At 56.3% G+C, this 15,726-nt stretch carries 12 protein-coding genes; 7 read left to right on the forward strand and 5 right to left on the reverse strand.

Annotation, left to right across the window (positions count from 1 at the left end; all coding sequences use genetic code 11):
- Window positions 1-123: 123 nt before the first annotated feature.
- The 5 genes from Mal52_RS10550 (at window position 124) to Mal52_RS10570 (ending at window position 5,245) form a co-directional block, all read left to right on the forward strand.
- The gene (locus Mal52_RS10550; RefSeq protein WP_145376020.1) at window positions 124-441 is read left to right on the forward strand and encodes an MTH1187 family thiamine-binding protein; all 318 of its coding nucleotides are present in this window, start codon (window positions 124-126) and stop codon (window positions 439-441) included.
- A gap of 65 nt (window positions 442-506) precedes the next feature.
- The gene (locus tag Mal52_RS10555) at window positions 507-1,001 is read left to right on the forward strand and encodes a flavin reductase family protein (RefSeq protein ID WP_197534807.1); all 495 of its coding nucleotides are present in this window, start codon (window positions 507-509) and stop codon (window positions 999-1,001) included.
- A 47-nt stretch (window positions 1,002-1,048) separates the two neighbouring features.
- Window positions 1,049-2,512 (forward strand): FAD-binding oxidoreductase, encoded by a 1,464-nt coding sequence (locus Mal52_RS10560; protein ID WP_145376023.1) that lies wholly within the window; start codon window positions 1,049-1,051, stop codon window positions 2,510-2,512.
- A 46-nt stretch (window positions 2,513-2,558) separates the two neighbouring features.
- Window positions 2,559-3,809, forward strand: a complete 1,251-nt coding sequence (locus tag Mal52_RS10565; RefSeq protein ID WP_145376025.1) for an FAD-binding oxidoreductase — start codon at window positions 2,559-2,561, stop codon at window positions 3,807-3,809.
- 29 nt (window positions 3,810-3,838) lie between these two features.
- Entirely contained in the window at window positions 3,839-5,245 is a 1,407-nt protein-coding gene (locus Mal52_RS10570; protein WP_145376027.1) for a hypothetical protein, read from the forward strand.
- Between the two features lie 241 nt (window positions 5,246-5,486).
- Here Mal52_RS10570 and Mal52_RS10575 read toward each other — a convergent pair whose 3' ends face one another.
- Window positions 5,487-6,920, reverse strand: coding sequence for a serine/threonine-protein kinase (locus Mal52_RS10575; RefSeq protein ID WP_145376028.1), 1,434 nt, complete (start codon window positions 6,918-6,920; stop codon window positions 5,487-5,489).
- Between the two features lie 350 nt (window positions 6,921-7,270).
- Here Mal52_RS10575 and Mal52_RS10580 point away from each other — a divergent pair, with 350 nt between their 5' ends.
- On the forward strand, window positions 7,271-8,443 hold the full coding sequence (locus Mal52_RS10580; protein ID WP_145376030.1) for a CPBP family intramembrane glutamic endopeptidase: 1,173 nt from the start codon (window positions 7,271-7,273) through the stop codon (window positions 8,441-8,443).
- 25 nt (window positions 8,444-8,468) lie between these two features.
- Here Mal52_RS10580 and Mal52_RS10585 read toward each other — a convergent pair whose 3' ends face one another.
- The 3 genes from Mal52_RS10585 to Mal52_RS10595 all read right to left on the reverse strand — a co-directional run bounded on the left by Mal52_RS10585 (window position 8,469) and on the right by Mal52_RS10595 (window position 12,013).
- Window positions 8,469-9,188, reverse strand: a complete 720-nt coding sequence (locus Mal52_RS10585) for a hypothetical protein (protein WP_145376032.1) — start codon at window positions 9,186-9,188, stop codon at window positions 8,469-8,471.
- Between the two features lie 62 nt (window positions 9,189-9,250).
- The gene (locus tag Mal52_RS10590; RefSeq protein WP_145376034.1) at window positions 9,251-10,540 is read right to left on the reverse strand and encodes an ATPase, T2SS/T4P/T4SS family; all 1,290 of its coding nucleotides are present in this window, start codon (window positions 10,538-10,540) and stop codon (window positions 9,251-9,253) included.
- Between the two features lie 270 nt (window positions 10,541-10,810).
- Complete coding sequence (locus Mal52_RS10595; RefSeq protein ID WP_145376036.1) at window positions 10,811-12,013, reverse strand: FAD-dependent oxidoreductase; 1,203 nt, start codon at window positions 12,011-12,013, stop codon at window positions 10,811-10,813.
- Window positions 12,014-12,260: 247 nt separating this feature from the next.
- Between Mal52_RS10595 and Mal52_RS10600 the strand changes: the two genes are divergently transcribed.
- Window positions 12,261-15,026, forward strand: a complete 2,766-nt coding sequence (locus Mal52_RS10600) for a CehA/McbA family metallohydrolase (protein WP_145376038.1) — start codon at window positions 12,261-12,263, stop codon at window positions 15,024-15,026.
- A 39-nt stretch (window positions 15,027-15,065) separates the two neighbouring features.
- Here Mal52_RS10600 and Mal52_RS10605 read toward each other — a convergent pair whose 3' ends face one another.
- Window positions 15,066-15,641, reverse strand: a complete 576-nt coding sequence (locus tag Mal52_RS10605; RefSeq protein WP_145376039.1) for an RDD family protein — start codon at window positions 15,639-15,641, stop codon at window positions 15,066-15,068.
- Window positions 15,642-15,726 lie beyond the last annotated feature (85 nt).

Here is a 15,726-nt window from a genome sequence, read left to right on the forward strand (position 1 = left end):
TCGCGACGCTCCACATTTTATCGGCAACTCCTCGCTCAGCGAGTGTGGATCATTGCAAGGTGCGGCTGCCTCCCTAGAATAGAAGCATTGCGGTTACCGTTTATTCTTCGGGGAATCCTCAGCGTGGTTTTATTAGAATTCAGCATGACGCCGTTGGGCAAAGGCGAAAGTGTGAGTCCCTATGTGGCGCGGTCTGTGGAAATCATTTCGCAGAGCGGTCTGGACTATCGCTTGCACGCCATGGGGACGGTCATCGAAGGCGAATGGGACGAAGTGATGGCCGTTGTGACCAAGTGTTACGAAGCCATGAGCGTCGACTGTGACCGCGTGACCTGTTCAGTCAAAATCGATGCCCGTCGCGGTGCCAGCGGTCGGTTGGTCTCCAAAGTCCGCAGCATCGAAGATAAAGTCGCCGGCGATCTCAAGACCTCCGAATCCTAAACCCAATCGACATTCGACATCTTCTCCCGGCATGGCCTGGAGCGATGCGTTTCTCAAGGAGTATCATGGCAGACGAAAAAAACAGCGAACTGGCCCAGGTGTTGGGGAGAATTCCCAGCGGGGTCTTCATCCTCACTTGTGGCGACGACAACGGCAACACAACCGGCATGCTGGCCAGTTGGGTTCAACAGGCGGCCTTTGAGCCGCCCATGATTTCCGTCGTCGTCAAAGAGGGACGCTACGTGAATGATTGGTTGGGGCAAACCGGTCAAGCGGTCGTGAATGTGATCAGTGAATCGCAGAAACAATTGCTGGGCCATTTCGGTCGCGGTTTCGAACCGGATCAACCGGCGTTTGAAGGTTTGGAAATCACCACCGGCGAAACCGGATTGCCGATTTTGACCGACGGCCTGGGGTATCTGGAAGGCGAAGTCGTCGAGAGCCTTGCCGCTGGAGATCATCGCGTCTATCTGTTGAAGGTCATCGCCGCTGGCAGTGGTCCCCGCCTGGCGGATGAGTCGCCGATGATTCACATCCGCAAAAACGGTTTCAACTATTAACAGCGGCGGTTCGTCCAGTTCTTGAGTTTGTGTCTGCGAAAAACAATATGCCTGAAACAGCAACGATATCGACAATCCCCGCCGAAGCTCTAGAGGCCCTGCGTCGCATCGTGGGAGAATCCAGTGTGCTCAGCGCCCACGAGCAAGTGCTGGTCTACGAGTGCGACGGGTTTGTGATTGAGAAAAACACACCCGACTGCGTTGTCTTTCCCGAGACGACAGAGCACGTGGTCGCCATTGTAAAACTGTGCAACGAATACAAGATTCCCTTCGTCCCGCGTGGTGCGGGAACCAGTCTCGCCGGCGGCTGCCTCCCCGTGGGCGGCGGCGTGATGATTGCTTTAACGCGGATGCGGGGAATCCATGACGTCAATTTGCGGGATCATTACGCAGTAGTCGGTCCCGGCACAGTGAATGTGCATTTGACGCAGCACCTCAAGGGAACCGGATTTCATTATGCCCCCGATCCGTCCAGCCAAGGGGCATGTACGATTGGCGGCAATGTCGCCACCAATTCCGGCGGCCCGCACACTTTGAAATATGGGGTGACAGTCAATCACGTCCTCGGCGCCGAAGTGGTCTTGCCCGATGGTGAGGTGGTGCAATTCGGCGGATATACCGAAGACAATCCCGGCTTCGACTTAACCGGCCTGTTCGTCGGCAGCGAAGGAACATTCGGCGTCTGTACCAAAGTCATCGTACGGCTCACCCGCGATCCGGTCGCCTATCGCACGATGTTGGGGGTCTTCGAAACCGTTGAAGATGCGACGCAAGCAATCAGCGGCATCATCGGGGCGGGTATTGTGCCGGCGGCGTTGGAATTGATGGACCAGGGAATCATCGAAGCGGTCGAACCCGCATTTCATTTTGGATTTCCACTCGACGCCGGAGCAGTTCTGCTGATCGAAGTCGACGGTTTAGAAGTCGCTGTTGATGGTGAAGCGGAGCAGATTGTCGCGTTGTGCGAACAAAACAACGCCCGCGAAGTCCGTAAAGCCGATTCGCCGCAGCAACGCGATTTGTTGTGGAAGTGCCGCAAAAAAGCGTTTGGCGCAATCGGCCGGCTCAGCCCCAGTTACTGCACGCAAGATGGTGTGGTGCCGCGGACGAAACTGCCGGAGATTTTAAAGTTCATCACCGAAGCAAGTGCCCGTCACGACATTCGTATCGTCAACGTGTTTCACGCGGGCGATGGCAACATCCATCCCATTTTGCTCTTCGACGAACGCGATGCTGAGCAAATCAAACGCGTGCTGTTGGCCAGTGACGAAATCCTCAATCGCTGTATCGAACTGGGCGGCAGTGTGACGGGCGAGCATGGAATCGGTGTCGAGAAGATCAACTTCATGAACAAACTCTTCACCGAAGCGGATTTGGAAACCATGGAATCCGTGCGTCTCGCCTTCAATCCCACGGGATTGTGCAGCCCACAAAAAATGCTTCCCACGGCCGGTGCCTGTGGGATGGAACACATCGAAAAATCGCATCCCGCCCGTCGGGCCGCTCTTTAAACACAATACTGACGATTGACCCCCATTCCGGAATTTGCTGCTGATCATGACTACGACCGAGTCGTCCGACGAATTCACACCCGCGACAACCGATGAGGCCCGCGACTTTCTCGCAGAAAATGCCGCTGGGGCAGGGCGGGCGATTTTTCCGGTCGGTGGCCGGACAGCGCTGCATTACGGTTATGCCTCCACGCAACCCGGGATCGCCTTTTCCACATTGCGGTTGAATCGCACCATCGATTACCCAGCGCGGGACATGACAATCACCGTCGAAGCCGGGATTCGGATGGACGAGCTGACCGAGATTCTCAAAGCCGAAGGGCAGCGATTGCCGATCGACGTGCCGCAATCCTCGCGCGCCACATTGGGAGGCGTCTTGGCCACCAACACCAGTGGGCCGCGACGATTCGGTTTTGGCACGCTGCGCGACTATCTGATCGGCATCTCATCGATTGACGCAACTGGCAAGACGTTCAGCGCCGGTGGACGCGTTGTCAAAAACGTGGCGGGTTACGATTTGTGTAAGTTGATGATCGGTTCGCTCGGGACCTTGGCGGTCATCACCCAAGCCACGCTAAAAGTGATCCCGCAACCGGAAGCGTCAAGAATACTGTGGTGTGCGGCTGCGGATTGGCAGGCCGTGGAAACCGCGCTCGAAAACCTGCTGACTTCTGCAACCCGACCGGTTGCCTTGGAGGTCCTCAACGCCAACGCTGCTCACGAAATTGCCGCCGAAGCCCGCTTGGACTTGCCGGCCGACGGACCGGTCTTATGCATCGGTTTCGAGGGAGCGACGCGCGAAACGGAATGGGAAACCGAAACCATGACGGCTGAGTTGCAGACAGCGGGGATTCGCGACGTGGCCGTCGTGGCCGATGCGGAACCGCTGTGGTTCGCACTGACCGATTTCGCCACCTCATCCGACGAACCGCTCACATTTCAAGCCAACTTGCGACCGTCGCGGCTGGTCGAGTTTGCTGAATTGGCAACCTCCGCTGGAGTCTCGCTCGCCGCGCATGCCGGCAATGGAATTGTGATAGGCCATCTTCCCGACACCGTGACCACGCTCGACGCGGCAGTAAAGATTTTGTCTCCACTACAGACGTTGGCGCATGAGGCAGATGGCAATCTGGTGATTTTTGATTGCGATGAAACGTGGAAACAGACGATCCCGGTGTTCGGCCAATCACGGCAAGATCGGGCGTTGATGCAGCGGATCAAACAGCAACTCGACCCGCGGGATATCCTAAATCCCGGGCGAGTGTTTACAAAAAACGCAGTGTCCGCCGCCCAATGACGGGCGGCGCTAATTAGCGGGGAAGCACGATGCAGCATCAACGGACCGCGGGGACAGAACAACCGGGCTGGCGTTGGGGACCCTTTACGTTTCGCCTGCCGTTTTATCATACGGGCATCTCGTGGCCGGAATTTTGGCAAGGCATCTTCGTCGCCGGAGCCACCGGCTTAGGACTGGTCCCGCTGTTGGTTGGTTATTTCGGCCTCTCTTTTGAAGAGGCGGTCGCTTGTATTTTTATCCAATCGATGCTCATCAGCAGCGCGCCGATTCTATTCGGTGAGCCGTTCGCGCCGGGCTGGATCACCCCCGCATTGCCGCTGGCCATCGCCTTTATTTTAGCAGTCGATAGCGGCGGAAATCCGGTTTATGGAACTCCCGAAGCGAAGTTCCAAATGATGACGGCGGTCTCGCTGAATTTTGCGGCCATCCTCTTATTTATGGGTGCCACGGGGCTAGGCCATCGATTCATCCGCTGGCTACCCGATGCGCTAAAGAGCGGCATCATTTTGGGCGCTGCGATCGCCGCTTTAATGCGGGTCTTGATGGATGAGAAAAAAGAACTGCTGCTGAAACAACCGATCACCACCACTGTGGCGGTTTCGATCTGTCTGATTCTCACGTTTTCGCTGCCCGTGCAGCAACTCAAATTGCGCTGGCGGTGGTTGGCGAAATTCGCGGGGTTGGGTTTGCTCCCTGGATTCCTCATTGCTGCTATTGTCGGTCCCTTGGTCGGCGAAATTAGCTACAAAGAAGCGATTGATTCGATCGGAACCAACTTCGACGACATCATCTTGATCCCGCCATTTGCCGAGCTGTACCAAAAGGTCTCGCCGTTCGCCATCGGTTGGCCCAGTGCCGAGATGTTTCTCGACGGGCTTCCACTGGCCATCATGGGCTATGTGATTCTGTTCGGCGATCTGATCACCGGTGCGGAAGTCCTGCAAATGGCGCAGCCTGACCGGCAGGATGAAAAGATCGTGATCGACGTCAACCGCAGCCACTTTTCGTTGGCCATTCGCAACGCTTTGATGGCGCTGTTTTCACCGTTTTTTCCAACGCAGGGCTGCCTGTGGACCGGGGTGCATGTGATCATCGTGCAGCGTTGGCGAGAAGGGCGACAGGCGATGGACTCTCTGTACACCGGCATCTCGTCGTACTACGTGTTTGGCGTCCCGCTGTTGTACATGATCCTGCCGCTGCTGTACGGACTACGGCCGTTGATGGGCATCGCCCTATCGTTGACCCTGGTCCTCACCGGATTCGCCTGTGCGTATGTCGCCATGGGCATTTCCAAAACACCCATCGAACGAGGCGTCGCCCTGCTCACCGCAGTCGCGCTGGTGGTGTTTCCCAATCCCTGGGTCGGCATGTCCGTAGGGATCGCAGCAACATTATTACTAGTCGGCCTACCCAAACGCGATCCCGACCCAGCGTAGGATGCGTCGCGACGCACCTTTCTAGGTAGTCCGAGAGATGCGCCTTTGAAAAAAAGACGCGCGCAAAGACGCAGAGCCGCAAAGAAGTAAAAGAGGGAACCGTTGAAAACCCTTGGCAATCAAACAGGAAAACTCGTTCCTCGCCAAGCCGCGTCACACAACAGCGTTCTTTCAGAAAAAACTCTCTGCGCCTTCGCGTCTCTGCGCGAGACCTTTTCTTTCGTAACCGAGATCGATCCGCTCAGTGATGGTCTTCCCCGGTGAGCCGGTTTTCGATTTCATCGGCGCGGGTGGAGACTTCGAGGATGCTGCGGCGGATTTCTTCGACATCGACCGTGGAGCGTAGGTGTGAGTTGACCATCACAAACATTTCTCGCCCGTCGACTTCGCGAATCGCCAAACTACCGTGTGGAATTTGCGAATTGAGCCGCAACGCCGTTTCAAAAAATTCCGGATCGGCCGGGCAACAGATGCTGTAGATCAATAGCAAACATTCCCCGGCATGATGGTCGCTTGGTTCGACAAACAACACCTGCCGGCGGCCATCGGGCAATTCATGATCGATACGATACCGCAGGTCTTGTCGCGTCCAACGAATCGACGGATCGTTGAGGAAAGCATCGGTCAGCAACGATTCCAAATCGCGCGTCTGACCTAAAACCGCCTGCAGCAATTGCGCCGCTTCGATCCCGTCGCAAGGCCGGTTGCGCGGGCTTTTGGCCAACAGCAAGCTGAGCACTTCGCCCATGACCAGACTGACACGGGGATTGAAATCGCGAATGTTCGGCAACGCTTCAGTCGCAACCTGTGCCATCAATTCATCAATCGACTTGGCCACATAAGGCAGGCGGCCGCTGAGCATCAAAAAGTAACAGACCCCCAGCGCATAGACGTCGCTTGCGGGGCTGGCTGGTTCGCCGTGGAACAATTCCGGCGCCATGAAGTTCGGCGTGCCGGCCAAATCTTTGGGAAATTTCCGGAGTGTGGATATCCGTTTCGCCAATCCAAAGTCAGCAAGCTTGGCAATGCCTTGATGGTTCAGCAAGATATTGTCGGGCTTGAGGTCGCGATGCACGATCCCTGCGCGATGCGCCGTTGCGAGTCCGTTGGCAATTGTCGTCGCCAAAGCGGTGGCCCGAATCGGTGTCAATCGTTGTTCATCGCGGAGCAATCGTTGCAACGAGCGCCCGGCGATAAATTCCATTTCTAAAAAATGAAACCCGTTTTCTTGTCCAATCGCGTGAATTGTAACCACATTGGGGTGGATCAATGACGCCGTGGCGCGGCCTTCGTTGACGAAGCGTTCAACGTAGTCTTGATCGATTTCCGCGGATTTGGGAGACAGAATCTTCAGCGCGCAGTACCGATCCAAATCACGGTGCTTCGCCAGATAGACCCGTCCCATACCCCCACTGCCAATCAACGATTCCAATTCGTAGACGCTCAGCGCACTGCCCAACAGGTCGTCGAATTCTTCCGAGGGCTCCTTGTAATACGTGCCGTTGCCGTGCCAGTCGTGAATCAGCAATGTTTCCTGCAGCTGATCACCCATGATATCGGGCAGGGCCGCGCCGCATCGCGTGCATTCGCCATCCACAGTGGCCAGCCGCTCATTGCAGCCCGGGCAAAAGACGACATTGGGAGCGGCATCGGATTGTTCGGTGATGGAATTCACGAGTCAGTCACGGTTGGGGAAGCAAAAGTGTGCCAACGATTAAGGAGCGCAATTCGTTCCATTTCAACAAGAATGGACGGCAGATTCCAATAAACGGACAATTTTGGCGAATCACGAGTGTTGCTTTATGGAGTGATTCGCCGACGAGGCGAGAATCTTGAGGAGTTTCATCGCCATCGGGCAATGGTTGCTGAGAGACTAATTGACCCCATTTGGATTGCGCGGTATACCAGACGCGCAGCGGAGAGACTGCCACCTTTTGCTGCGCGGTACTCACCTTAATTTACTATGTCCCGTCCCGGAGTACAGCGCCGGAAACGGTCATTTTCCCGGTAAGGGGCCCAGAATCTATGTCGCACACACCGCCCGAGGGTACCGATGAGCCGACACCGCTGGTGAATTTTGACCCGCCGGTCGAAGAAACCCCAGGCGCTGCGGGCGAGACAGAGGCGGCGTTGACCGATCAGGATCAAAAGGTCGAAATCAACGTTGCGCCGCAGCCGACATGGTTCATGCGGACCGTTTTTCCCGGTCTCGAAGCCGTTGGCTGGATGGTGGGTACGCTGATTGCAATATTCACCGGCTCTATTGCAGCGGCCATAGTGGTGAGTGTGGTTTGGATAGTGGCTCACCCCAACAGCGAGTTCTCACCCACAATTATCGAACAACAGGTCATGTTGCCGGCGTTGGTTGGCTCACAAGTCTTTTTGATCGGCTTTGCGGCGTTGGGTGTCTTTGTGCGGTTCGGCACAAAATTTCCCCGCACGTTGGGACTGCGGGGCTTGTCGCTGGGTCATTTGCTGGTCGTGCTCGGATTGACGTTGCCGGTTCAGTTTCTCGCGCATGCTTGGTCGAGCTTGGCCAGTGGCCTGTTGGAGTCGGTCGGCATTACCATCTCCTCGCAAGAGTACATGGAACAAATGCAACAAGTCCTCGGCGCCGGTCCGCTCGTCATCATGTGGCTGTTGATGGCCGTTTGCCCAGCGGTGGGTGAAGAGTTGGTCTTCCGCGGCATCATCGGAAACACGCTCGTGCGCAATTGGGGGGCATGGTGGGGCGTGCTCGCCACATCGGTGCTCTTTGGCGTGATACACCTCATCCCCATTCAGGCGATTGCCGTCATCCCATTGGGCATGGCGATGCATTACGTCTACTTGATGACCAAGAGCTTTTGGGCACCGGTCCTGTTGCACCTTGCCAACAACTCCTTGGCGCTGCTCATGATGGAAGCCACCGGCGAGTTGACCGCGGCGGAAGCAGAGTCGCTTGAGGAACCGTTGTCGGGGGGGATCCTCGCCGCTTCACTGCTGACCGCTGCCTGTCTATTCGGTATCCTCTGGCAAACCCGCCGCCTGTCGGGTAGCGCGAGCGCGGTGGAGGTTGACGATGCGGCACACATCGACACGGTCACAGGCGGCGAAGGGAAATTGACGTCAAACCCCGCGACGCCCATGACCTATCTGGCTGCTGCAGTCAGCCTAGCCGGAGTGGGTGTGCTGACATATTTGATGATCATGGAATAACGGTCGGCACAGGAATCGCCACTCGCTATTGCTTGGGTTTGTCGACTTTCTTGCCGTACAAGAGGATATCGTCGAAATTCCCCGTGTCGTCAAACGAACCGATGCCGACTTGGCCCCAAGTGAAGTTCTTGTCGACGGCCGTCATCACGGGCGTTTCCATGTCATCGAAATAAATATCGATCGTGCCCGATTCGACATTGCGAATCACGCGGGCGTGATGCCAATCGTCATCCCAGTTTGTCCCGTCGGTCGTTTTGGTGGAAATCGATTTTCGGTCGGCGTCGTTGACGATAAAGATGTTGTTGGCGTGCGGATCCATCTTCTTGCCCAAGTGCACATAATACAGATGCGACGGATCTTGGTATCCGAAAAACATGCACAAGTCGCGGTGGCCATAATCCTTGATCGTCGATTGCAACTGCACATCCAGCACGAAGTCGCTGACGTATAAGTCCTTGATAAACGCGCGGTTGTAGGGCGAACGATAGGGCGTCTTGAGCTTAATGCTTTTATGTTGGCTATAGACGTGGTTATCCCCTTGGTGCGTAACCTTCCAACCTTCAGCGTTCGCCGGCAACCAACGCTTGGCCTCACCTGTTTCAAAGTCATCTTCAAAGATCAGCGGCAAGCCATCGAGCGTTTTGGCCGGTTTCGCTTTTTCATCGGCCAAGCCCCATGAGGCGAGCGCCGCAGTGACGACGAGCAAAGCAGTGGAAATCCGCGTGAGAGATTTGGGCGATATCATGTGATGTTTTCCTAAGTTAAAAGTCTGTTGTCGTCAGCGGTTGTTCATACTCTTGTGGCGGATCAGCGCCGTGCGCGAAACGCCCGCTGTAATTCATCCAAACTGGTCACGCCTTCGGCTACCAGCCGCAAACCGTCCTTTTGCAGGCTGTGCATGCCTTCTTTTTTCGCTTGGGCGCGGATCGCTTCGGTTGTGGGGTTTTCGAGAATGACTTTTTTCATCCCCTCGGTCATTTCAATCAATTCAAACAACCCCACCCGTCCCTGAAATCCCAATGCATCGCATTCTTCGCAGGGATCGAACTCCTCTCCTTGCGGCGCCCGTCGACACAATTGCGTCAGATCCTTGGGCAAACCCGCTTTGGCCAGGAAGGTCGGATTGGGACGAAAGACCTGTTTGCAGTCGTTGCACAAGCGACGAATCAGCAACTGGCTGACAACGCCGCGCACCGCATCGACGACCAATTGTGGACTCTGGGTCCATTCAATCAATTGCACCAGGCCGGCGGCAGCATTAGCGGCGGGGAACTCCGAAACCAGTTTTCCTTCGTTGTGGAAACTGAGGAACGTTTTCGTGGTTTCCGCATCGGTCAATTTGTTGAGATAGATGATGTCCGCTTCTTTGCGAAAGCAACGCGTCATTGCTTCCTTTAACGTTTCGTCGGGGTTGAATTCGAACGGCGTAATGTTCGGCAATTCATCGCAGCCCAGGTCACCCATGGAAAACATCTGATTCAAATACGGATCCAAGCCGCTCATCACGCCGTGTGCGGTCGTGGTGGTTCCGGAATTCGGTGGCCCAGCGATACCCAGGAAGCCGTTGGAAGAGAGAACTTCTCGGAGTTTCAGTTTGAACTCCTCGTCCCCTCCCAGATCTTCGATCGTGATCAGTTCGTGCGACAAATCTTGCACGCGGATCACTAACCGTTCGCCGCTGGCTGTCGGGGTGACGGCGATGTCGAGGACGTACTTAAACCCCTCCAACTCAGCTCGCAGACCGCTGGATTGTTTTTTGTCGCGGACTTTCACGTCCAGCCCCGCCAACATTTTCAACATCTGAGTGATGGCGTTTGCTTCCTGTTTACCCAAGCGTCCGCCGGAGTAGGGCAGGCCGTCAATATATAACGTCAACTGCGACTGAGCACCTTTGGGATCGATCCGCATCATTTCCGCACGCCTTAGCAAGGCGTCGGTGACCAGTTCTTTGGCTGGAATCAGACCCACGTCGACTAACCGCTGGGCTTTGGCCAAGTTCGGATTCTTGTCGTTGGTTGCCCCTTTGAATTTGACGTAGTCATACTCTTCGTCAACTGTTGGTTCATCGTCGTCTTTTTTTCCAAATCCAAAAATCATTGCCGGCTCCCGGCTGCTAGCAGCCTCAATCGTCGAGTACGGTCACGGGTCTTCGAAAACGGCACACCGCGATCCATTCCCTGGCGGAGAATGAAAGGACACGACGTGCGCACCCTGACCGTCTGTTCGTCTTCTTTATGTCTGACTCCCTGCCCACGGCAGAGATGTAGCAAATCCCAAGCGGATTTCCTCTAAAATACCCTTTTGTGCGCCCGACGACAACGCTGTGCCATTGGCAAACCGGCCGTCTCAACGGTTGGAATCCGCAAGTTAGCCCTTCGACGCCTCATTGGGGGGCAAGGAGTCCGTATTGGCCGCTTTTTCCGGCAGCGGGGCGTCAACTTGGTGCAGCTTCATGAATTTGCGATCCAGGTAATCCTTCCATTTCCAGGCCCAGCGGCTGTGGAAGGCTCGGCCGTGGTATTGTCCGATCGCTTTGCCATCCCCGGTCGCCAGCAATGACAAAAAACTGGACTGCGGATGAAACTCCTGCAACGGCTGGTTTTGAAAAGACCGCCTAAGATTCTCCCAAAGCACCGGCCCTTGCCGGACCGCATAAACGCCCGCTTTAGGAACGGGGTTGGCGGGAAATGTCGCCGTATCGCCCACGACAAACACGTTCTCTGCGCTTGTCGATTGCAATGTCGGGCGCGTCGCCAGAAATCCGTCGTCCGCCTTGGCCAAATCGAATCCGCTCAACACCGGCGGCGGCGCTGCTGTGGTGGCGGTAATGATGATGTCCGCGGCGAGACTCCGGCCGTTTTCCAAGATCAATTGACGGCCATCAAAATCCGCGACGCGTTGTTGCAGATGGGGCACAATACCACGTCGCTGTAATTCCTCCCGAGCGAGTTGCTGAGTTTTGGGCAGGGAACCTCCAAGGATTGTCTCGCCTCTCTCAATCAAATGCAGCTGGGCCGAGATCAATCGCTGGGCCAGATATTCATGAAGGCAAAACGAAACTTCCACCCCCGCCGCGCCGCCACCGACAATGACGACGGACACCGTCGCTGTTTCATTTCCATCCTGCGTCACCTCCGCGAGCCGTTCCTGCAAACGATGGTGAAACGTCGCCATCGGTTTGATGCTCAGTACCGCAGGCTGTTGCCGCAACGGGTCTGGAATCTTCGGCACCGAGCCAATGCCAATCGCAGCCACGTCGTACCGCAGCGGCGGACGGTTGGCCAACAGGACGTGTTGTTGTGCGGAATCCAAACCGACCGCTTCTTCATAAACCACGCGCACACCGCTCGCCGCAGCAAGCCGATCGAGGTCGATTTCCATCTCTCGCGGCTCATACAACCCCGCCAAGGTACCCGGCAACATTCCACTATAGGTCGCGCGGTTGAAGGCGGAAATCAAGGTCACGCTCACACACGGAATCGGCTGTTCCCGCCACATGCGCACAATATGCAGATTCGTATGCCCCGCGCCAATCAGCACCAGATTTTGAGCAGGTAACGTTTCTTGCATGACAGTGCCAGCGATTGGATGAACTGTGCGTAGTGGGTCTTAACCCAACGATCATCCCACAATCAAAGCAGCGCGGCAATCGATGGCCTTGAGGAGACTACAAGGCAATCGCCAATCCAACACCCTCAAGCCTCACCCCTCAAGCCTCACCCCCCCCGGCGACTTGCCGTGAGGCGGCCGATGTGTCACGATTTCAGTATCAAAGAATCCCCCAAGCCCCAACGCCCCTTAGCGAGGAACCCTCCTCATGCGTGCTGTCATTGCCGTCGTTTGTCTGGCGATCATGATCGTCGTGATACTGCTTGCACCCTCCAGCAAAGCAACGGACGATGGTCCGGCGACAATCACAGTCAAAATTGTCTTCGGCGCTGATGAACAGGCCGCTGTCTGGGATGGTCGACTAGAAGTGTCTGGCGGCGAAATTCTAGACGTATCTGCGGCGATGCTGGAAGTGGCTGATCAACTCAACGCCGACACACGCAGTTGGAAGATCAAAACCGGCGTCAGTCAAGGAAAACGCGTTTCATTCGCTGAACCGCAGCGAGAGATCTTCGTCAAATTGCAGTGCACCCCCGAGACGCTGCTGCGAATCACAACTGAGCAGGGGGATTTCGAGGTCGCGCCGTCGACTCTCACCGCTGGCCGGCCGGCGTCTTTGCTTGACGGGCGGGCTGAAGTGCATCGGTTGGGCAACGAGAAAATCGTTGCGAAAACAGAAACCGATGACGACTTCACTGCCATCGCCCTCGACGCCAACGGGCAGCGCCACGTCGCCTGGATCGCGTTCGACACAACAGCACAGACCGACCGACTGTGGATTCAAAACATCGACAAACCGGGGGAAAAACCGGAGTTGATTACCGATGCCGTTGAAGTCGCTGACCTGCAACTGCTCAATATCGACGGCACGCTCAACGCGTTCTGGAGTTCCTCCGGGACCGACAAGAACTGGGACCTTTACACAGCTGTCCGCGAAGAACGGGGTTGGCGCTCCCAACGATTGACCACCGCAACGGGAACCGATTTTCAACTCTCCGTCGCTGCGGGAACCGACGGGAGTGTTTGGATGGCCTGGCAATCCTTCCGCAATGGCAAGGGCGATATATACGCCAAGGTCCGCAACGGCGAGACCTGGTCTAACGATTTTGTCGTGGAGGACAATCCGGCCAATCAATGGCAACCATCGATCACTGTCGATACCGAGGGCCGGGCGTGGGTTGGTTTTGATTCGTATGAAAACGGCAACTATGACGTCTATCTGACGAGCCTGACCGCCAGCGGCGACAAAGTTTCTGTCGGCGAACGCATCGCCATTGCGCAGTCCGCCGACTTCGAAGCGCATGCGAATGTTTTGGCCACCCGTGACGGCCGTGTCTGGGTGACGTATGACGCAGCGGGGCCGAATTGGGGCAAGGATTTTCGCAACGGGCCGACCATCGAAAACGGCCGCTACGCCGAACCGCTGCACGCCTCGCGCCGTATGGAATTACGCTGTGTTCACAACGGGCAACTTGAACAACCTACCGAGCCGCTGCCGCAGATATTGCCGCCGGAAAAAATCGCCCTCATCGACCGAGATCCAACCAGCAAACCGTCGCGCTATTACGACTTGCCGCAGTTGGCGACCGATGGCGATGGTCGTCTGTGGTTGTTGTTCCGCATCTGCCGCCAAGGCTTTTGCCGACATCCTCCGCTCGGAGCGCAGTGGAACATTTATGCCACCACGTATACCGAGCAGGGTTGGTTAGAACCGATACAATTGCCACACAGCCAAGGCCGACAAAACCAACACGTGGCAACCGCTGCCGGAACCGCCGGTCCGTTGCAATGCGCCTGGGCCGAAGGAAATCGCTTTGCCTCCGTCAATCGCAAATACGCCGTCCGTGCCGGTGCACTTCCCCCGATCACTGAAGCAGCCGCCGGGATTCCCTGTGAGCCGCTCCAACTCGACCCGCCCGGCACTGCCGAACCCGCTCCGCAAATCGATTGGACGATCACCCGCGGCGGCGATGAGTTCCGAGTCTATTTTGGCGACCTGCATCGTCACACGAATATCAGTCGTTGTATGCCCACGCTGGATGGCTGTCTGACCGACGCGCATCGTTATGCATTGGACGCGGTCGAGCACGACTTTTTAGCAGTCACCGATCACACCCGCGACGTCGACGCCTTCTCCTGGTGGCGGACGCAAAAGGCATCCGATCGGTTTCATATTCCGGGTCGCTACGTGCCAATCTATGCCTACGAACGTAGCAACATGACGCACGGCGGCGGGCATCGCAACGTCTTTTTCCTGACCCGTGGAGCCCAGGTGAGCCGCAGCGATCACTGGTATGCCGGTCGCAAACTGAAACGTCCCGACAACAACCCCACCGACACGCTCTACCCCTGGCTGCGCGAACGCGGCGATGCCCTCACGGCAGCGCACACCCCCGAATACGATCGCAAAGCCAATCTCGGCACCTGGACCTACAACGATCCCCAAGTCGAACCGGTAGCGGAGATCTTTCAAGGACTCCGCGAATCGTACGAGCGTCCCAATTCGCGTGTCAAAGAGGAAGCCTCGTTGCAATATGCCCTGCATCAGGGATACAAGCTCGGCTTCATCGCCTCCAGCGATCATCTTTCCACGCACATGTCCTACGCCTGTGTTTGGGCAAAAGAAAAAACACGGGAAGCACTGTTCGACGCCATCCGCGCGCGACGCACCTATGCCGCCACCGACCGCATCGGTTTAGATGTCCGTATTGGTGAAGCCCTGATGGGAGAAGAAACGCAAGTCGCGGGGGAGACCGTGACCCTTTCGATCCATGCCGAAGGGACGGCTCCGATCACCGACATTGAAATCATTCGCGATGGCCAAGTCCTCGACACCCTCCGCCCCGGCACGCCGTTGGTGGAAACCACCTTCAAAGACCCCGCGCCGCTGCCGGGCAAGAGTTATTACTACGTGCGGTTGCTACAAGATAACGGCGCAATCGCCTGGGCGTCACCGATCTGGGTCTCAAGGTGATGTCGCACAAAGGGCACGCGAAAGAGTCCTCCACACAAGTCATGGAGCCAGCTGCGCCGCTTGCGCTTTCGGGCGGATGTGCGACACGTGTTCATAGGCAAAGTTGTAGCCGAGCACCGTGTAGCGTGCGATGTGGATCTCGCCTTTTCCGATCGGTTCAGCGCCGGCTTTGACAACGTACGTTCCTGCAAATCGGTCGCGTAATGTTTGGCTTTCATCGTCGACGGTTGTCCACAGCAAGTCGTAGAGCAGATTAAATGGACCCAAGATCCACAGGCTGCTTCGTAGCGTCATCCGAAATATCGAGGGCTGTTCCCCGCGGAGCGTAATGATTTTGGCCCCGACCGCGCGATATCCAAGCGTCCGCGTGGGAGACGCCTTGATGGCGGTCAAGTACAGCCAGATCCAAATCAAACACGCCAGCACGTAAAGTGGTTCGACATCACCGAAAAATAGGGAGGCAATCACTCCCATCAATAACGATGAAACAATTGATGCAGCCACGACAAGTAAATCAACGACCAAGATCACCAGCCGTTTCCCGAGTCCGATGTAATCCTCGGACTTGAAATAAACGCCGGATCCTAAACTTGTGTCGCGCGGGCGAGGGCTCATTGCGGCGATCTTTAAATGGGATGTCGTATTGGGGATTGGCAAAAAACAGTCAGGCTTATATCACAACAAAAAAACTTGCCAATGT

Source organism: Symmachiella dynata (genome assembly GCF_007747995.1).
Lineage (GTDB): Bacteria > Planctomycetota > Planctomycetia > Planctomycetales > Planctomycetaceae > Symmachiella > Symmachiella dynata.